Source organism: Pseudomonas sp. Irchel 3A5 (assembly GCF_900187575.1).
In the GTDB taxonomy this organism is placed as follows: domain Bacteria; phylum Pseudomonadota; class Gammaproteobacteria; order Pseudomonadales; family Pseudomonadaceae; genus Aquipseudomonas; species Aquipseudomonas folii.
Genome location: NZ_FYDU01000011.1, coordinates 213,127 through 233,005, shown reverse-complemented (window position 1 = coordinate 233,005; position 19,879 = coordinate 213,127). Strand labels below are relative to the sequence as shown.

Sequence of the window (19,879 nt, the reverse complement as noted above, 5' to 3'; positions counted from 1 at the left end):
CGGTCCTTATGGCCCTCAAAACACGCATGAAGGCGAACGGGAAGGCCCCGAAGGAAATCATATGTGCGGCCATGCGCAAGCTGTTGCATCTGGTGTACGGAGTGCTCAAGTCGGGGAAACCCTATGACCCTGACATCGCGCTTGCTCGATGAGGGTCAAGACGGTATCTACAGATTTGTATTCCAATCCGAACTGTTACTAACGGTTTACCGCTTCAACATCCACCGCAACGTCTCTTTCAACGGCGGTGTCTGCCACTCTGGCACCAGCCCGCGCAGGCGTGAGTTATCCCCGCACAACGTCTTCACTTCGTTCTCCCGGACGAACGCCGGATTCACTTCGGTGATGATTTCATGGCCGGTGATTTCGCTGCACATGTCGATCACTTCGCGCAGCGAGTGAGTGACGCCTGAGCTGACATTGATGGTCTGCCCGACAGGCTGAACCTCCAGCAACCCCCGATACGCACTGACAACCGCACGGACGTCGCTGAAGTCGCGCCATACATCAAGGTTACCCAGCTCGATCCTGTCCGCCTTGCGCAAAAAGTGCGCGACGATTTTGGGCAGCAGAAAGTTTTCGTCCTGCCCCACGCCGGTGTAATTGAACGGGCGGGCAATGATGAGAGGTAAGCGGGCCTGCCAGAGATTAGCCATGTGTTCCATGGCTAATTTGCTGACCGCGTAATCATTGGCAGGGGAGGCTGGCGTTGTTTCATCCAGCGAACCTTCGGAGGCATTTCCGTAGACGTTCGCGCTGCTGGCGATCAGCACACATTCCGGGGTTTTGCCGCAGGCATCGATGGCCTCCAGCAGGTTGCGAGTGCCGATCAGGTTGACCTGATAAAACGCATCCGCCACGCCATGCCCGACAAAGGCCACTGCGGCAAGATGCACCACAATGTCGGGCTGGATTTCGGCCAACAACTTTTGCAGCGCTGCAGTGTCCGCCAGATCGACCTGGTAATAGCCCGCCTCTGCAGAAGGTTGACGACCAATGCCGATGACTTCGCAGCCCTGGGCCTGGAGTTCCGCGGCCATGTAGCGGCCGGTAAAACCGTGGATGCCGGTAATCAACGCGCGCTTGCCAGCAATAGTCATCAGAAGCTAATGCCTCTTTCATTACGCAGCAAATCTGCTTCAACCATCATGCGGCACAACTCCTCTAGCGTGGTTCTGGATTCCCAGCCAAGGATTTTCTTTGCCTTGGCCGGGTCCCCGACGAGCAGTTCGACCTCGTTCGGTCGGTAAAATTTCGGGTTGACCGTCACCAGCACTTTGCCCGAGGCAGCATCCAGCGCGTGCTCCTCTTCACCTGTGCCTTTCCATTCGATGTCCATGCCGACGGCTTTGAACGTCATGGTGACGAAGTCGCGCACGGTTTCCACGCGGTTGGTGGCGAGGATAAAGGTGTCCGGCTCGTCAGCCTGAAGCATTCGCCACATGCCCTCGACGTACTCCTTGGAATACCCCCAGTCACGCTTGGCGTCCATGTTGCCCAGAGAAAACGCGTCCAGCTGACCCAATTTGATCTTGGCCACTGAGTCGGTGATCTTGCGGGTCACGAATTCCAGCCCGCGCAGGGGCGACTCGTGGTTGAACAAGATGCCGCTGGTTCCAAAGATCCCGTACGACTCCCGGTAATTGATGGTCATCCAGTGCGCGTAAAGTTTGGCAACGCCATAAGGGCTGCGCGGGTAAAACGGCGTGCTTTCAATTTGCGGGATGGCTTGCACCTTGCCGAACATCTCCGACGTGGATGCCTGATAAAAGCGGATTTTCGGGTTAACGATGCGTATGGCTTCGAGCAGATTGACCACGCCCACGCCGGTAATTTCGGCGGTGGTCAGCGGTTGGTCGAAGGACACCCCCACGAAGCTTTGCGCTGCCAGGTTATAGATTTCCGTGGCTTCGGTTTTCTGCAGCAACCGAATGCTGGCTGACAGATCCGTCAGGTCATATTCGATCAAGTGCAGGTTGGGATGATTCTGTATACCCAGCTCGTTTATGCGCCAGAAGTTCACCGAACTGGTGCGTCGGTAGGTGCCATAAACCGTGTAGCCCTTTTCGAGCAATAACTCGCTCAGGTAAGCGCCATCCTGTCCTGTGATGCCGGTGACGATTGCTTTCATACGGTGGCTTTCAACTCCGTTCATGAGGATAGAGCGGTCGCCTGTCGGGATCTTCATGACCACAACGCTATGGCTGACCATCCTTGATACTGCGGGGGAGATGCTGCGCGAGACCCTTCACATGCTAGACGACACATCGGCCAAGTAAAGCCGGCTCGCAACATCTTGCAAAAAACACGCGCACGATTGGAAAGTCTGCTTTATTTACTCATGTGCGGGTAAGTAGTGAGTGGAAACGGGCTCGACCTCACGCATTTGGCGGCGTGTAGCGCGTTGCGTGAAATCTGACCAAGGGTCATAAGCCCTTTTCACCCTTTGCCGATAACCGAAAATACTCAACACATCGACCGGTGGCGAAATGTTCAACACTCGCTTGAAAAAGGAATTACAGGCGCAACAAGCCGAGTTGGCAATCTACAGGCAGATGGAAGTCGGCATGAATGCGCAGATGCTTTCCATCACCCTTGATTCCAACTATCGCATTACCCGAATCAACGACAATTTTCTGAAAATACTGGGCTATGGTTCCGAACGCGTTCTGGGCCGACCGCTGGATGATCTCGTTCCGGCCTATGTCAGACAACTGGAGTGCTACCGCAACCTCATTGCGGCGGTCGACAATGGCGTATCCGTCATCGACAACTACCGTTTCATCAAGGCGGACGGCGGTCTGGCCTGGGTGCGGGCGATCTGGTATCCGATCATGGGCGCGGATGGCAAGTTGTCCGAGGTCCGTTGCTTCGGTAGCGACATCACCGAAACGATCGAGCTGGCCACGGAAAACGCCGGTTTCATACAGGCGCTGCTGCGCTCGACTGCGGTTATCGAGTTCGATCTCAGTGGGCATGTCATCACAGCCAACGATCAGTTCTTGCGCGGCATGGGTTACAGCCTTTCGCAGATCAAGGGCAAGCATCACAGTATGTTTTGCGAGCCTGAAGAAACCTCTTCATCCAAGTACAAAGAGTTCTGGGCGACCTTGAATCGTGGCGAGTTTGTTGCCAGCCGGTTCAAGCGGGTTGACGCCAGTGGTCGTGTGGTATGGCTGGAAGCAACGTACAACCCGGTGCATGACGCTCAGGGCAAACTTTATAAGGTTGTGAAGTTTGCCACTGTGGTAACGGATCAGGTCGAGCGCGAGGTGGAAGTCAGTGAAGCGGCCGGCATTGCTTTCGAGATTTCCCAGCGTACGGACTTGAGCGCCCAGCGCGGCGCGACGGTGGTTCAGGACACTGTGGACACCATGCGCAAGATATCGGATGAAATGCAGTCGGCGTCAGAAGGTATCGAAGCACTGGGCAAGCAGTCGCTGCTGATCAGCTCCATCGTTCAGACCATCGGCGGCATCGCGCAGCAAACCAACCTGCTGGCGCTTAACGCAGCGATTGAAGCTGCCCGGGCCGGTGAACAGGGCCGGGGCTTTGCGGTGGTAGCCGATGAGGTCCGGCAACTGGCCGGGCGCACCAGCACCGCCACCGAAGAAATCGTCAGCGTGGTGCAACAAAACCAGAACCTGGTGGATGCCGCCGTTCGCGGAATGGCCAACAGCCGGGGTCAGGCCGAGCAGGGGTTGGGGCTGGCAAACGATGCAGGCTCAGTGATCGTCGAAATCCAGGAGGGCGCTCGACAGGTGGTGGGCGCGGTGAGCCGGTTTGCCAATCAGTTGAAGTGAAACCTCGCTGCAATACTTCCTGGTAGGAGCTGCCGAAGGCTGCGATTAGCGGTTTGTCTGATACACCGCTATCGCGGCCTCGCGGTGCTCGTGCGCTCCTACAGGTCTACCTTTTAGCGCGAGACAGCGCGGTGGGATGGACACTGGAGCAACTCCTAAAGGTTCGTCATTTACTGCGCGATGTTGTTGCGTCTCTGCTATCCGGGTTTCCCCCGGCTCACGCATTGAGTACCCTTGCGGCCCACACCGCTCCAGGGGAGCCGCAGTGCTCATGAACCTATCTTTCAAGCAATGGCGAAAAGGCCTGGTCTGGGCCGTGCCGTTGGCCGTTCTGCTCGTCGGTTGCGATGGCGGAGACAAACAGCCCGCCCCGCCACCCGAACCACCGCCACCGCCGCATACCACTTACACCCAGGCGAGCTGGGATGCCCTGCCTGCGGTGTCCGATGCAGACTTGCAAGCCGGTTTCGCTTCTTGGCGCAGCGCCTGTGTGCGACTCAAGGCCGATGCGGTCTGGGGCGCGACCTGTGCCGCTGCCGCTACAGTGCCGGCGGATGCCGACGCTGCACAGATCCGCAGCTTCCTGCAGACCAACCTTCAGGTCTACAGCTTGCGCTCGGCCACCGGCAGCGCGGACGGTTTGATCACCGGCTATTACGAGCCGGTCTACCCCGGCAGCCTGACCAAAACCGCCAAAGCCTCGGTGCCGATCTACGGCGTGCCCGATGATCTGATCATCGTCAATCTGGAAAGCATCTACCCCGAGCTCAAAGGCAAACGCCTGCGCGGACGTCTCGAAGGGCGCGTGCTCAAGCCTTACGATGACGCCGCAACAATTGGTGCGCAGGGCCTGAACGCTCCCGTGATTGCCTGGTTGACCGATCCGATGGACCTGCAGTTTCTGCAGATTCAGGGCTCTGGCCGGGTTCGCCTTGAGGATGGCAAACAGCTGCGTATCGCTTACGCCGATCAGAACGGCAGACCTTACCGGGCCATCGGTCGCTGGTTGGTAGAGCAAGGCGCGATACCGAAGGAAGACATCACCATGGGCAGCATCGCTGCATGGGCCAAAGCCAATCCCACGCGAATCCCCGAGCTGTTGGCGAGCAACCCCAGTTATGTGTTCTTCACCCGCAATCCTGATAGCAACGAAGGGCCACGGGGCTCGTTGAATGTGCCGCTGACATCGGGCTACAGCGTGGCGATCGACCGCAAAGTCATCCCATTGGGCAGCCTGCTTTGGCTATCGACTACCCGGCCTGATGGCACGGCTCTGGTACGTCCGGTTGCCGCACAGGACACCGGGGGCGCGATTGCCGGTGAGGTTCGTGCCGATTTGTTCTGGGGCACGGGCGATGAAGCGGGTCACCTGGCGGGCGACATGAAACAGAAGGGCAATATCTGGTTGCTCTGGCCGAAAGGTGTGGCGCTGCCTCAGGAGTAAATGCAGACAAACTCAAGGGCGCTCAGGCGCCCTTTTTTATTTGCCTGCGGTCACCCTTAAGAGCGGCCCCGGTAAACAGAGGGCTGGTGGGACCGGATTCCTCCGGGAAGACAGCATTCCAGACGAAGATGATGTAGCGGATGTGCTGGCCCCTTCCCGAATGAATTCGGTCCCACAGGATTTGCGTAATTCAGATAGTTACGTGTTGTTTGATGGGAGCGGTCTGAGCGGTTCTCAGGCTAAGTAACAGTTTGCAACGGTTTTGTATCGCCAAAAAAACGGCATATCACTACCGTTCGTCCGGTGGCTGTAACAACCTTTTCAAATTATTGACAGTGTCACTTTGATGGCACATTATTCGCGCCACACGGAATGAATGTTCACTGCCATGGCTGGTTTGTTGAAGGAATCAGATCGCGCGGTGGGGATGATCGCACTCATTTACACGCTCTGAATATTGAGGCTCGACGCGTATCAAACGCGCCGCCTTGACGAGCGCTTGCCTCGTTTTTTTGTTGTTCAAAGTTCTGGTAGTTCTGCCAACGTTCAGCCATTTCGGTCTGAGGGTTGCCTATGCATTCGAATTGATGGGGTAGCGCGTTTGGGTCATGTCACATTAGCCATCCGGCGTATGCAGGATGAGAACATGTTGCTGCGCCAGGGAGGTCTGTATTGGATCGCTCTGGATCTGGCATCGGATGCTGACATTCTGGCCCGACAGTTCTTGTCCGCGCTGACCGAGCAGCATCTTGCAACCCTGGTGAGCACCGATATTGATCCTCAAACAGTCGTCGAATCCATGGGCGCAGATTGTGGCCCCTCGGCGGTGCGCCTGTTTGCCGTTCCCGGAGCTGCCCGTGCACGCACATTTCTCAGGTCGCTGACTGCTGATCTGCACCGAATCAATCTGGCACGTGATAGCTATCTGGTCCTGATGTTGTCGGCTGACAGCCTGGAGAACTTCACCGGGCTGGAGTTGCAACGCTGGTGCGAAAGTACTCGCCAGTGGCTGGTCAAACGTAATTGCACACTGCTGGTGCTGTGCAGCGATCAGGCTCCGCAGTTGCATGAAAAACTGCTTGATCTCAACGAGCAGATTTCCGGTCTGGCGCAGTTATATCGCCAGGACGGAGGCGTGCGTTATCAGCTCAACTTCTGGCACAGCGGTCTGGGAGTCTGCGCCGCGCAGGCTTTCGATCTGAACGTGACAGGCGGTGCGTTTGCCCTTAGCAAGTCGCCATTGTCCAGCCCTGTGCAGGTGCGCACTGACGACCAACGTATTTACCTCACGCAACGCGCGGTACTTGAGGGCACTGCACCGTTGTCGGAGCAGTGGCGTCTGTTTGAAACACGCAGTGACTTGCTGGACCAGGCGGCACAGGCTCGGGCCGCCAGCGTCATCGTGGCGCTGGAGAGCAACAGCGAAGTGGAGCCGCTTGCCCGGCAGTTGCACCATTTGCGTGACCACTGCGGCGTGGCCCTCAAAATCATTGTGCGCGAGATGGAGCCTTGCCTGCGCTACCGGGATGAGCGCCTGTTGCTGGCGTGCGGTGCCAACCTGATTGTGCCGGCCAATACTCAACTGGCGAACTTCCTCAGCATGGTCGACAGCGCACAGGGCCAGACCTGGCATTATCGTCAGACGCCCGACTTCCAGTCGCTGTTCGAACGACTGCGCCCGCCTGCTCAGCGCGGCCTTTTGCCGCCGCAAGAATTCATCGCGTTGCTGGATCAAGTCTATAGCGGTGCCTCGGGCGAACTGGTTCACCAACTGCTGAGCCTTCGGCCACGGGGTGATCTGAACATTGATCAGTACCTGAACCAGATCAGCCTTCGGCGTTTTGGCGACGTGGCCTGTGTGGTCAACGGCGTGTTTTACCTGTTCCTGTTCGCCTGTCGTGGCGATGGCCTGGAACCGGCGCTGGGCAATATTTGCCGTTTGCCCTGGCGAGACCTGTTTACTGAGTGCAAGTCGCTTTCTGCGGTAGACATGCTGCCGCGTCAGGACTTCCTCGACGCCTCGCAGCTTCTCGAAACTTCCCGCCTTGCCACGGAGCAGGTCACTGCAGATCTGACTCAGGCCATTATCCAGGTGGGCTATGCACCGCAGCGGATCACTTTGACGTTGTCGGAGCACTGCTCATGAATTATGCCGAGCTGTTGCAGGTGATCGCGGCGACGTGTCTGATGACTGTGGCCTTGATGTTGGTATTGGGCCGTTTTCACTTGAGCCTCAAACTGTGGTTCCAGCGTTACTTGCCGCCGCGTTATCTGAAACCCCATGGTGTGCGCCGACGCGTATCCACTGCGCCAACGGTGAGTGACGCTCATGATCCATCCTGAGAGCGTCGGCGCTGCCCCTGCGCGTATGAATACTGTCTGGACCTGGCAGGGTCTGGGGCTGTGGAACCTGTATTTCATTATCAAGCTTGCGCTGCTCTGGGCTGGCTATCTGAATCTGCAAATCCTGCCGAACCTGGTTTTCGCCGCCGTATTGCTGGTGCCGCTGAGCAATCGCTATCTGAGGTTGTTGCGCACGGTGATTGCGATACCGGTAGGCGTAGCGTTGTTGTATCAGGACACCTGGCTACCGCCATTCAGTCGTCTGCTGGATCAACCTGGCGTCTTGAACTTCACCGGTGACTACCTGCTTGAGCTGGCGGGTCGCTTTATCGACTGGAACCTGTGCGGCGCATTATTGCTGCTGATGGTGGGGTATTTCTTCGTCCGTCAGTGGCTGCGTCTGACCACCCTGACCCTGGCCGGTTTTGCCTGGCTGGGTGGTTCAGGCTTGTTGGCGATGCATGCGCCCGCTCCGCAGCCGGTCAATCAAGTGGCCGGACCAGCAGCCACCATCAGCGCGGTGGAACCGGACAGCCCGACGCTCGATACCTATCTGCAGAAGTTCTACAGCACCGAGGCAGGGCGGCAGGTGGCGTTTGTCCCTTCGGCATCGGCCGCCCAGCCGTTCGATCTGCTGTTGATCAACATCTGCTCAATGGCCTGGGATGATCTGGACGCCGTGGGCATGCGGGACAACAAGTTGCTGCAGCAGATGGACGTGGTATTCGACAACTTCAACTCGGCCACTTCCTACAGCGGTCCCGCTGCCATCCGACTGTTGCGTGCCAGTTGCGGTCAGCAACCCCACAACAAGCTGTACGGCGTGGCCCCCGAGCAATGCCTGTTGATGGATGATCTGCGCAAGCTGGGCTTCGACAGTGAAGTCATGCTCAATCACACCGGGCAGTTCGAAGGTTTTATGGACGAGGTTCGTGCCCAGGGATCAATGCCTGGCCCGGCGGTCAGCACTTCGGATCTTCCGCGCACGTTAGTGGGCTTTGACGGCTCGCCGGTATGGCGTGACCGGGACGTGCTGGATAAATGGTGGAAGCACCGTGAGGGTCAGGCTGACTCCCGAGTGGCGCTGTTCTACAACACCACGACCTTGCATGACGGCAACCGTGCGCTAACCGCTGATGGCGGGACGAAAAGTGCCGAGTACAAACCCCGTGCGCAAACCCTGATCGACGACCTTGCCGCGTTCCTCAAGGAACTGGAAAAGAGTGGCCGAAGAGTCGCGGTGGTGATCGTCCCTGAGCACGGCGCGGCTTTGCACGGCGACCGGATGCAGATCGACGGCATGCGTGAAATCCCCAGCCCGTCAATTACCCATGTGCCGGTCGGCATCAAGCTGATCGGCATGGGCAAAAATCCGCGCCCGGAACCGTTGCACATCTCCGGCCCGAGCAGCTACCTGGCGGTCTCGGAAATCATCTCGCGGTTGTATGCCGCACCGCCTCAAGGGGACGGGCTGATACCTGACTGGAAAGTCCTGTTAGCCAATCTGCCAGAGACCCCGATGGTCTCGGAAAACTCCGGAACCGTAGTGCTCGACTACGCCGGCAAGCCTTACGTTCGGATCAAGGAGAAGGGCGCATGGCTGCCTTACCCGCAAAGGTTCAAGTGAAAAAGCAGGCGGTTTCGCGCAATGAGCGAGCCGATGACATTGCCCGGCTCAAAGTCGAACTGAGTCTGCCGAGTCTTGAGTACATCGATATCTCTGCGCAGATGGAACTGAGCCGTGCCCTGCAGCGTTGGCCGTTGCTGGTTGATCTGACGACTTCTGGCGAGCCGACGCAAGATTTGCCTGCTCATCAACCGATCCGCAAAAACAGGTTCGGGGCGCAATCGTGACAACCCTGAGCTTGCGCGGCATTCGCGGCGGCGTCGGCACCAGCTCGTTGCTGGCGGCAGTGGGGTATGCCCTTGAAAGCCTGGGCGAGCGGGTATTGATGATCGATATGTGCCCGGAAAACATGCTGCGCCTGCATTTCAATCTGCCCGTCGCGGAAAGTGGCGGGTGGGCCCGGGCCATGCTGGAGGGTGAGGACTGGTATGGTCAGGCCTGGAGTTTGTCACCGACATTGCAGCTCTTGCCCTATGGGCAGTTGACTCATGAAGAGAGCATGCTCATCGAAAGGCAACTGGTCGATGATTCGTTCCTCTGGAGTCGACGTCAGGCGAATCTGGCGGCCCACTACGACTGGATTCTGTTCGACCTGCCGCAACGCCTGACAGGCCACGCGATGATCGGCCCGTGTCAGTTCCCGATCCAGGTCGTGCAGGCGGATGCGGCCTGCCATGTGCTGTTGCTCCAGCCGTCGGCTCACCCGATACCGGTGCTGGTCAATCGCTTTGATCCGGGTAGCCAGTTACAGCGCGACTTGCTGCTGATCTGGCGCAAGAATCACGCGTCGCGTCTATTGCCACTCACGGTGCATGCCGATGAGGCGCTGAGCGAGTCGTTGGCGTTCAAGCAACCGGTCGGCCAATACGCACCTGACAGTCTGGCTGCCCAGGACGCGTTAAGCCTGGCGACCTGGTGCCTGACGCGCCGTGGTGAACTGGCATGATTGCGCGTTACTTCCCTTACGTGCAGCTGCGTCGCCAGTACGATTGTTATCCACCGACGGCATTCTTGCTGGCGTCTTTGATCAGCTTGAGCTGGCTGTTTTTGCGACTGGAATCTCCGGTCTGGCAACGTCTTCTGGAGCAACGTCAACGCTGGTATCCGCATCTGGCGGGCAAACAGCCGAGTGCCGGGGATCCGTTACGTATCGCCCTGCAAAGCCTCTGGTTGCTGGTGTTCCGGCCTTGGCCAAGCTATCGCCGCCGGGGAATACCGCAGTGGCTGCACACGACCAGACAGATTAATCAGCGCGTCTGGAAGCGTCTCGGGATTTTGCTGGATGGCTTGCCAGTGCAAGTGACTCAGAGCCAGTCGGTGAATGGCAGTGCCAGGTGGTGGCAAACCCTGAGCGCTCGCCAGCAGCGTTGCTTGGGCTATCTCTGCGCGGCCGTGGCCTTGCTGCTGGTGGCAGTGTGCATCACCGAACCCTTCAGCTATTTCTCGCAACTGTTGTTCGTGATTCTGCTGTGGGCGGTGGCGATGCTGATCCGTCGTGTGCCAGGGCGTTTTCCGACACTGCTGCTGATCATGCTGTCGGTCATTGTTTCGTGCCGTTATCTCTGGTGGCGTTACACCGCAACCCTGAACTGGGACAGCCCACTGGATCTTGCCTGCGGCGTCATGCTGCTCATCGCCGAAACCTATTCCTGGCTGGTGCTGTTGCTTGGGTACGTCCAGACCTGCTGGCCTTTGCGGCGGCCACCCGCGCAGCTGCCGCGAGACACGCGTTTATGGCCGACCGTGGATCTGCTGATCCCGACCTACAACGAAGATCTGTCCATCGTGCGGGGCACGGTATACGCCGCACTGGGTATCGACTGGCCGCATGACAAGCTGCGTATATCGATTCTCGATGACGGCAAGCGTGATGCGTTTCGGCTGTTTGCCGAGCAGGCGGGCGTGAACTACATCACCCGTTCCGACAACAAACACGCCAAGGCTGGCAACCTCAATCATGCGTTGCAGCAGCTTGATGGCGAGCTGGTGGCGATATTCGATTGCGATCACGTGCCGGTTCGCTCCTTCCTGCAACTGACCGTGGGCTGGTTCCTGCGCGACCCGAAGCTGGCGTTGGTACAGACGCCGCATCACTTTCTTTCGCCTGACCCTTTCGAGCGCAACCTCGACACTTTCCGGCAGCGTCCCAATGAAGGCGAGCTGTTTTACGGCCTTGTGCAGGACGGCAACGACATGTGGAACGCCGCATTCTTTTGCGGCTCATGCGCCGTGCTGCGTCGTTCTGCCCTTGATGACATCGGCGGTTTTGCCGTGGAAACCGTTACCGAGGACGCGCATACCGCGTTGCGGCTGCATCGCCAGGGCTGGAACTCGGCCTATGTGCGAATTCCTCAGGCAGCGGGGCTGGCAACAGAAAGTCTGTCAGCGCATATCGGTCAGCGGATTCGCTGGGCGCGGGGCATGGCGCAGATCTTCCGCACGGACAATCCGTTGCTGGGCAAGGGCCTGACGATCTTTCAGCGGATCTGTTACGCCAACGCCATGCTGCACTTTCTGGCGGGACTGCCGCGGCTGATATTTCTCACCGCGCCCTTGGCGTTCCTCCTGCTGCACGCCTACATCATCTATGCCCCCGCTCTGATGATCGTTCTGTATGTGATCCCGCATATGGTTCACGCCAGCCTGACCAACTCCAGAATGCAGGGCGAACATCGCCTGACCTTCTGGGGCGAAGTTTATGAAACCGTGCTCGCCTGGTACATCGCCCGGCCTACGACTGTGGCGTTGTTCAACCCGAAGAAAGGCACGTTCAACGTCACCGCCAAAGGTGGGTTGATCAGCGAGAACCAGTTCGACTGGGGGATCGCGAGGCCTTATCTGGTGCTGGCGGCGCTCAATATCCTTGGCCTGGGCTTTGCGGTATGGCGCTTGTTTACCGGCCCGTCGAATGAGATCGGCACGATTCTGGTCAGCAGTTTGTGGGTGCTCTACAACCTGCTGATTGTCGGCGCAGCAGTGGCGATTGCTGCCGAGGTGCGTCAGGTGCGTGAAACCCATCGCGTCCAGGCCCAACTGCCTGCCGCCGTGCGTTTGCCGAACGGACGGTTTTACCCTGGCATGCTGGTGGACTACTCCGACGGCGGCGCAGGCATCGAACTGGACGCGCAACTGAGTCTGCCAATGGGCGAGCGTGTCAGCTTGCTGATGCAGCGTGGCGAGCGCGAGTTTCTGTTCTCCGGAATTGTCAGTCGCAGCCACAAGAACTTCATCGGTATCTCGCTTAACGAACTGTCTGCGCAACAGAAAATCGATTATGTGCAATGCACCTTTGCCCGCGCTGATGCCTGGTTGAACTGGAGCGAAGACTTCGCCCCGGATCGCCCGCTGCACAGTTTCATTGATGTGCTGAGCCTGGGGGCTCGCGGCTATTACCGCCTTTATCAGTACCTGCCTGCCTGGCTCCGTACGATTGCGCGGCCCTTTGTAAGTGCGTGTGCGTGGCTGCTCAGCTATGTGCCGCGTTTTGCCAGATCCGAACCTTATTCCTCATCCTCCCGATCGGTAAGTGCCCCATGATTCGCTCTTTTAATCTAACCCTGGCGAGTCTGCTGTGGGTGGCCATGACCTGTGCCCAAGCCGGGGCTGCGGTGGTTTCCACTCCGGACCTCACGACGGCTGGCGCCACGCCAGGCTGGGATGTCACGCGCAGCTTTTTGCAACTGGGCCGCCCTGCGGACAGTCTTTTGCTGGGCACGCACACTACCGATCAGTTCGAGTTCACCATGCGCCGCGACCGCATCGCCAGCGATGCCAGGCTGCAACTGGAATACACCCCGTCACCGGCGCTACTGCCGACGCTGTCGCACTTGAGGGTTTACCTCAATGACGTGTTGATGAGCGTGATCCCCATTGAAAAGGACCAACTGGGCAAGAAAGTGGTTCGCCCGGTTCAGCTTGATCCCCGGTTGATCACCGACTTCAATCGGGTCCGGCTGGAGTTTGTAGGGCACTACACCGATATCTGTGAAGAACCGTCCAACAGCGCGCTGTGGGTCAATATCGGACGCACCAGCCAGATCGCGCTGAGAGAGCAGGCGTTGATCGTCAAAAACGATCTGTCCTACTTCCCGATGCCTTTCTTCGATGCCCGCGGGTATGAAAAACCGGTGTTGAACATGGTGTTCGCTGCCGAGCCTACACTGGGCGAACAGCGCGCCGCCGGGATTCTGGCCTCGTATTTCGGCAGCCTGTCTTCATGGCGTCCCATGTCTTTCCCGGTATTGTCAGATCAGTTGCCTGCCGCCAGCGCTGATCAAGTGACATCATCCGTTGTCTTCGCCACCAACACCCATCGTCCGGCGTTTCTGGCAGACCTGCAGAAATTCCCGGCGGTGGATGCGCCCGTGGTGCAGGTAATCGATAACCCTGGAGATCGCTTCAGCAAGGTTTTGCTGGTGCTGGGGCGTGACGACGCAGACCTGGTCACCGCCGCTCAGGCGCTGGCATTGGGCGGCGATCTGTTTCGTGGCGAGCGCGTGGTTATCGACAAGTTGCAACAGATCAAACCGCGTGTGCCCTATGACGCGCCAAACTGGATGCGCACTGATCGCCCGGTACGTTTCGCCGAGTTGATCAAGTACCCCGAACAGTTGCGTGTCAGCGGCCTGCAGCCTTTGCCGATCAGCCTGGACATCAACCTGCCGCCTGACCTGTTCGTCTGGCGCAATCAGGGCATCCCGCTGCAAACCAAATACCGCTACACGCCGCCCGCGTATAACGATGGTTCGCGTCTCAACATCAGCCTCAACAACCAGTTCATCACCAGCCTGCCGTTGCAGGTCAACAGTAATGACCGGCTTGAAGAGTTGCGCCTTGCGGTGATGTCCAGCGAGTCAGCGAACGTCAATGAAAACCTCTCGGTACCGGCCCTGAAGATCGGTGACCGCAATACCCTGAAGTTTAATTTCAGTTTCGCGACGACCAATAGCGGCTCCCAGCGTGACCGCTGCCAGACATCGTTGCCGGTGGACACCCAGGCCGTCATCGATGACCAGTCGACCATCGACCTGTCGGGTTACCACCATTACATGGCGATGCCTGATCTGGCGGCTTTCGCGCGCAGTGGTTTCCCGTACAGCCGCATGGCGGATCTGTCCGAAACCATGGTGCTGCTGCCGTCCCGGCCGAGTGCTGTACAACTGAGTACCTATCTGGAAGCGGTCGCGGGGATTTCGGCACGTTCGGGGTTGCCCGCCATGAACCTCAAGCTCAGCGATAACTGGGAGGAGGCGTCTAAATACGACGCGGACCTGCTGGTGCTCGGCTCGTTCGCACCCGATATGCGCGACAACCGCGACATGAATCTACTGCTTGAGCGCTCGCGTAACTGGTTGCTCAAGGCTAACCAGCAAGGGCCAGGTTATGCGTCAGCCATAAAGGGTGAGAGCAACCCGGTTGCCAGTCGTGTCGACGTGTCGGCTGAGGGACCGATTGCTGCAATCGTCGGCTTGCAGTCGCCTTACCATGACCAGCGCAGCATCGTCGCGTTGCTGGCCACCACTGATGCTGATTTCAGCCTGCTGCGCGAGACGCTTAATGACAGCGGCAAGATGGACGCCGTGGCTGGTTCTGTCGCCTTTATCCGCAGCAGTGGCGTCAACAGCCAGGTGGTTGGCGATCGTTATTTCGTCGGCGAGCTGCCGTGGTGGCTGATGCTCTGGTTCAAGCTTTCCGAGCATCCCGTGCTGTTGGCCTTCATGGCCGTTGGCGGCGTTTTGCTCAGTGCTTTCCTGATCTGGCGCATGCTGCAGTGGGCGGCTCGTCGCCGTCTGGCTTATGAGGAATAAGTCAGTGAACGGCGTCGGGTTTTTGTTGGCCACTGTTGCGTTGTCATTCCTGACTCAGGAGGCCGAAGGTGCGCCCGCGTGCACATGGCCCGCCTGGGAGAGTTACAAGCAACACATGATCAGCGCCGATGGCCGGGTCATCGACCGCTCCTCTGCGCAACAGATCACCACGTCGGAAGGGCAGAGCTACGGACTGTTTTTCGCTCTTGTGGCCAACGACCGGGAAAGCTTCGAGCGTTTGCTGAACTGGACGCACGGCAATCTCGCAGGTGGTGATCTCGACGCTCGTCTGCCCGCCTGGCAGTGGGGCCTCAAGGCAGACGGCAAGTGGCAGGTGCTCGACAGCAACAATGCCAGTGACGCTGATTTGTGGATCGCATACAGCCTGCTGGAAGCGGGGCGGCTCTGGCGCAGGCCGGATTATGTGCAGCTGGGCAATCACCTGCTTTGGCGCAGCGCCGCGCAGACTTTGCGCACACTGCCGGGCCTGGGGCTAATGCTGCTGCCGGGAGATAAAGGGTTCGAGTCGCCCCAGGGCTGGCGTCTGAACCCCAGCTATACGCCGCCGCAGCTCTTGGCTCGCTTTGCGCTGATCGCACCCGTCTGGGAGGAAGTGGCGAAAAACGCCCGGCGTCTGTGGATCGAGGGCTCGCCAAAAGGCTTCGCGCCAGATTGGTTGGTGTGGCAAGCGGGGCAAGGCGCAGTGGCCCAAGAGCAAGGCGCAAAAGGCAGTTACGACGCCATTCGCGTCTATCTCTGGTTGGGGATGCTGGCGCCCGATGCGCCGGAGCGTGCTTCGTTGCTTGCGCACTTCAAACCCATGATCGATGCCACGAAGCAATCGGGTTTTGTGCCTGAGCAGGTCGCCGTCGCAACTGGCGAGTCCACCGGCACGGGGCCTGTCGGTTTTTCGGCGGCCCTCCTGCCGTTGCTGACCGGCGACAGTGCGGCGTTGAGTGCCCAGCGTGAGCGGCTACGTACAGCGCCGCCGTTGGCTGACGCTTATTACAATCAATCGCTGCTGATGTTCGGACAAGGCTGGGACGAACAGCGGTATCGATTCGATAAGGATGGGCGTTTGCAGCCGGGCTGGACGTCTTCATGCAAACAGTGAATCCACCACCCGTTTCCGGCTACCGGCTGCTGCCCAAAGGCGCACTCAAGGCCTTGTTGATGTGCGGCGCATTGTCCTTGTCCTGCTGGTATGGCACGGCGCTCAGCGCCACCGCAGCGTTTGCTCCTCAGGATCAACAGCAGTGGCTGCTGCAACAGGCGCGCATTGGCGAAGCCTTGTATCGCGACGATCTGGTGCGTGATGCCCTGGCGAGGCTGGAGCTGATTGATCCCAATCATCCGCAGGTTCTGGTGGGTAAGATTCGCCAGGCCCTGGCTGATAAAAGTGCGCCGCAGAACACCGCCTGGATTGAGCAACTCATGGCCCGTTTGCGTCAGCAGGGGCCCGACTCGGCGGCGCTGCGTCAGGCAAGTGCGCTGATCCGGCTTAACAGCCAGGAAGGGGCGGGGCAGTTGCAGCAAGCGCGGTTGTTTGCTGCTGCCGGACGTTTCGATCAAGCGAGTGAGGCGTTTGAGCAACTGTTCGGCAAAGAGCCGCCGGACTTGCCTTCGGCGCTGGAATACTGGAGTGCCCGCAGTCGCATCAGCGGTCAGCGGGCGGCCGTCATCGAGCATTTAAAAGAGCTTGATCGTGACTATCCGGGCAATGCCAGCGTGCGGCAGATGCTGGTCGGTCTGTTATTTGCCGAAGGCCGTAATGATCAGGCGCTGGCGGTGCTGCATCAATTGGCAGCGGATCCTCAAGCGAGCAACAATGCAGCGGAGCGGGAGCTCATCTACCTGAATACGTTGCCGGTGAGCCCTGAAACAGCCCGAAGCTGGCAGGTCTTTCTCGATTCCTATCCTTATTCGCCATTCCGGAAGGACGCTACCCAGCGGCTGGCCGAACAGCAACGACTGCTTGCCGATCCTTCGTGGCAGGCGGGAGCCCAGGCCAAGCGTCTGCTGGAACGAGACAAGGGTAACGACAGCGCTCAGGCCGAAGTCCTGTTGCGGCGCGCCGTTAAAGCCTACCCGCAAGATTCGAGTTTCCATGGTGCCCTTGGCACAGCTTTGATGCGCCAGGATAAATACCCGGCAGCGCTTGAGGCGTTTTCCACTGCGCTGACCAAAGAGCAGGACACCTATTACATCAGCAAGTGGCAGGACCTGCAGTTGCTGACCCGCAACTGGATGATCCTTCAGCAAGGCGACGAAGCCTTGCAGCGCAAGGATTACGAGAAGGCGCGCAAGGCGTATCAGCAGGCGCGGATCCTCAACCCCAAGGCCGCTGCACCCTTGATGGGGCTGGCAGCCGTGGCCCTCGGCGAAGCCGATGATATCGGTGCCGAAGCGCTGTTACTGCAAGCGCGCAAGGCTGAACCGAACAACACCAGCGTGCTGCGTGCTCTGGTACGCTTGTACCGCGGGCAGTCCAGCGCCAAAGCCGAAGCATTTATTGATAGCTTGCCCGCCAGTAACCAGTCCGAGTTCGCCGCTTTGCGTCAGAGCTTCGAAATCGAGCGTTTGAATCTGCAGGCTGACGTGCTGAGTGAACGTTCCGATTGGGAGCAGTTGGTGCCGGTGCTGAAAAAAATCCGTCAATTGGACCCGGATAATCCGTGGCTGACCTATCGCCTTGCAGCCGCCGAAATCGTCTTGGATAAACCGGTTGAAGCGGATGACGCGTTTCGCCAACTGTTGGCACGCCAAGGCAGCAATCCTGAAGCGCGTTACGCACACGGTCTGTATCTGGCCAACCTGAATCGCGACAGCGACGTGTTGAGCAGCCTCGGGCAGATTCCCGCGAAGGCCTGGACGGACAACATGCGCGAGCTGGCCGCGCGGATCAAACGCAGGCAATTGCTGGCCCAGGCGCAGCAGTTGCGTGATGCCGGGCGCGAGCCGCAGGCCATTGCCTTGCTGCGGACCAATCCGACCCTGGACGATTTCGCCACGCTGGCCGATTGGGCCATGCAGCGTGGGGACTATTCCGAGGCTGAAAGCGATTACCGCAAAGTGCTTAAAGGTGATCCACAGAATGCAGAAGCACAGTTGGGGCTGATCGAAGTGCAGATCGCAACGGCGCGCATACCCCAGGCACACGCCGCGCTGAACAGCATCGTCGTGACCCCAGCCGCTCCGGTGAGCTGGCAACGCCGTCTGGCTAATGCCTGGGCTGCCGTGGGCGAAAAGGACAAGGCCAATGGGATCTTCGCCCAACTGCTGAAAACCCCGCAGACCGATCCTTTGCTGTACCGCGATGCCGCCCGCCTGATGGCCAGTGATCATCCGCAACAGGCACTGGATAATTACGCCCTGAGCATGGCCTCGGCTGGTTTGATTTCACCTGCGCAAGGCAGTCCGCGGGACAACCTGGCCGTGACTGAGGCCAGTCGTGCCAAGGACGCCGATGACTGGTTGCCACGCAGTCTGCGCAGTGAAGTCGATGAGCTGTATAAGCAGCAGAATCCAACGGTCAATGTGTACCGCGATTTCGCCTGGCGCACCGACAATACCGCGCCGGGGATTTCCGACCTGACTACCCAGACCACTATTTTGCGCATTGACTCTCCCTTTGCTGCGGGGCAGGGTTTTGTGCAGGCTGAGCAGGTGGATCTGCAGGCCACTGCTTTCGACACCGATGCCGATGGCCTGCATCGGGAGTCATTCGGCACCTGTGCGGTTCAGTTTCGTGACCGAACCACCGGGGCGCTGGCCGCCAACGGCTGTCGCAGCACCTCACAAAGCACCTCCGGGCCGAGCCTGGCGGTGGGCTGGAAAAACGCTCAGTGGGCCATTGATCTGGGTCATACGCCACAAGGCTTCGAAGTGGGCAATTGGCTGGGTGGCGTCGCCTATAGCAGCGATTGGCAATCCATCGGCTGGACCCTGACTGCCTCGCGCCGTCCGGTGAGCAACTCCGTCGTGTCCTATGCAGGTGCTGTCGATCCTGTGACCGGGACCCGCTGGGGCGGTGTGACCAGCAATGGCCTGACATTGAGCCTGAGCCATGATGAAGGCGGCGTTGATGGCGTATGGGCCAGCTTTGGCAGCCATTGGTTGCGTGGCACCAATGTGGTCGACAATCAGCGGCTTTCGGCAATGACCGGTTATTACTACCGCTTGATGGACCGTGCCGACGAGCGCATGCGCACCGGCCTGACCTTGATGTACTGGGGCTACGACAAGGATTTGAGTGAGTACACGCTGGGGCAGGGTGGTTACTACAGTCCGCAGCAGTACTACTCGATCGGTGTGCCGTTCAGTTATGCCTGGCGTAACGCCAATTGGTCCGTCCAGCTGGACAGCTCAGTGGGCTGGTCATTTTCGAAAACTGACAGCAGCGATCTGTACCCGCTGGATGGCCCGGCCGGCAAGTTCTTCAATCAGGCCTCGGACGCCGGACTGGATATTGATGGCAGTACCACGCTGACCAAGGCCGCGAGCAGTAGCTCCGGTGCAAGTGTTCGCTTGCAGGCATCGCTTGAGCGACGTTTGAGTGATCACCTGGTGCTTGGCTCCGGTGTCGCGCTGCAACACAGCGAAGGTTACGCACCGAGCCGCGCCATGCTTTATCTGCGTTATACCTTCGATGTATGGCAGGGAAATCTGCCGATGCCTATCGAAGCCGTGACACCTTACGCGGATATGCGCTGACAAGTCGGCGGGCGAGATAGCTGTCCAGACGGTCAGTATTTCGCCCGTCGGTCGCTTCAAGCCATGCTTTATACCTGGGTATGATTTCAGAAACGTGCCGCGCTGGTTACCGTGCAGGCCATGAGTGCGCAGATCATCGGCA

At 58.9% G+C, this 19,879-nt stretch carries 13 protein-coding genes and 1 pseudogene; 12 read left to right on the top strand and 2 right to left on the bottom strand.

Annotated features, from left to right (window positions below):
• Positions 1 to 206: 206 nt before the first annotated feature.
• The gene (locus CKW31_RS19415; protein ID WP_095098652.1) at positions 207 to 1,100 is read right to left on the bottom strand and encodes a GDP-mannose 4,6-dehydratase; all 894 of its coding nucleotides are present in this window, start codon (positions 1,098 to 1,100) and stop codon (positions 207 to 209) included.
• Positions 1,100 to 2,131: a GDP-mannose 4,6-dehydratase gene (gmd, locus tag CKW31_RS19410; RefSeq protein ID WP_095098683.1), complete on the bottom strand. Its 1,032-nt coding sequence runs from the start codon at positions 2,129 to 2,131 to the stop codon at positions 1,100 to 1,102. The genes CKW31_RS19415 and gmd overlap by 1 nt, the downstream gene beginning before the upstream one ends.
• 358 nt (positions 2,132 to 2,489) lie before the next feature.
• Here gmd and CKW31_RS30445 point away from each other — a divergent pair.
• The 12 genes and pseudogenes from CKW31_RS30445 to bcsC form a co-directional block, all read left to right on the top strand.
• Positions 2,490 to 3,260 (top strand): annotated as a pseudogene (locus CKW31_RS30445) (PAS domain-containing protein); the annotation flags it as partial.
• On the top strand, positions 3,246 to 3,803 hold the full coding sequence (locus tag CKW31_RS30440) for a methyl-accepting chemotaxis protein (protein ID WP_371856781.1): 558 nt from the start codon (positions 3,246 to 3,248) through the stop codon (positions 3,801 to 3,803). The pseudogene CKW31_RS30445 and the gene CKW31_RS30440, both read left to right, overlap by 15 nt.
• 271 nt (positions 3,804 to 4,074) lie before the next feature.
• Entirely contained in the window at positions 4,075 to 5,247 is a 1,173-nt protein-coding gene (locus tag CKW31_RS19400) for a murein transglycosylase A (protein WP_095098648.1), read from the top strand.
• Between the two features lie 601 nt (positions 5,248 to 5,848).
• Positions 5,849 to 7,393 (top strand): cellulose biosynthesis protein BcsE, encoded by a 1,545-nt coding sequence (bcsE, locus tag CKW31_RS19395; RefSeq protein WP_095098645.1) that lies wholly within the window; start codon positions 5,849 to 5,851, stop codon positions 7,391 to 7,393.
• Positions 7,390 to 7,590: a cellulose biosynthesis protein BcsF gene (gene bcsF, locus CKW31_RS19390; RefSeq protein ID WP_095098643.1), complete on the top strand. Its 201-nt coding sequence runs from the start codon at positions 7,390 to 7,392 to the stop codon at positions 7,588 to 7,590. The genes bcsE and bcsF overlap by 4 nt, the downstream gene beginning before the upstream one ends.
• Positions 7,577 to 9,217, top strand: a complete 1,641-nt coding sequence (bcsG, locus tag CKW31_RS19385) for a cellulose biosynthesis protein BcsG (RefSeq protein ID WP_256582664.1) — start codon at positions 7,577 to 7,579, stop codon at positions 9,215 to 9,217. Before bcsF ends, bcsG begins: the two co-directional genes overlap by 14 nt.
• Positions 9,187 to 9,444 (top strand): cellulose biosynthesis protein BcsR, encoded by a 258-nt coding sequence (bcsR, locus tag CKW31_RS19380; RefSeq protein ID WP_095098641.1) that lies wholly within the window; start codon positions 9,187 to 9,189, stop codon positions 9,442 to 9,444. Before bcsG ends, bcsR begins: the two co-directional genes overlap by 31 nt.
• Positions 9,441 to 10,163 (top strand): cellulose biosynthesis protein BcsQ, encoded by a 723-nt coding sequence (gene bcsQ, locus CKW31_RS19375; RefSeq protein ID WP_095098638.1) that lies wholly within the window; start codon positions 9,441 to 9,443, stop codon positions 10,161 to 10,163. The genes bcsR and bcsQ overlap by 4 nt, the downstream gene beginning before the upstream one ends.
• On the top strand, positions 10,160 to 12,754 hold the full coding sequence (bcsA, locus tag CKW31_RS19370; protein WP_095098636.1) for a UDP-forming cellulose synthase catalytic subunit: 2,595 nt from the start codon (positions 10,160 to 10,162) through the stop codon (positions 12,752 to 12,754). Before bcsQ ends, bcsA begins: the two co-directional genes overlap by 4 nt.
• Positions 12,751 to 15,024, top strand: coding sequence for a cellulose biosynthesis cyclic di-GMP-binding regulatory protein BcsB (bcsB, locus tag CKW31_RS19365; protein WP_095098634.1), 2,274 nt, complete (start codon positions 12,751 to 12,753; stop codon positions 15,022 to 15,024). Before bcsA ends, bcsB begins: the two co-directional genes overlap by 4 nt.
• Complete coding sequence (gene bcsZ, locus CKW31_RS19360; RefSeq protein ID WP_095098631.1) at positions 15,014 to 16,138, top strand: cellulose synthase complex periplasmic endoglucanase BcsZ; 1,125 nt, start codon at positions 15,014 to 15,016, stop codon at positions 16,136 to 16,138. The genes bcsB and bcsZ overlap by 11 nt, the downstream gene beginning before the upstream one ends.
• Positions 16,126 to 19,737, top strand: coding sequence for a cellulose synthase complex outer membrane protein BcsC (gene bcsC / locus CKW31_RS19355; RefSeq protein WP_095098628.1), 3,612 nt, complete (start codon positions 16,126 to 16,128; stop codon positions 19,735 to 19,737). Before bcsZ ends, bcsC begins: the two co-directional genes overlap by 13 nt.
• The last annotated feature ends 142 nt before the right edge of the window (positions 19,738 to 19,879 follow it).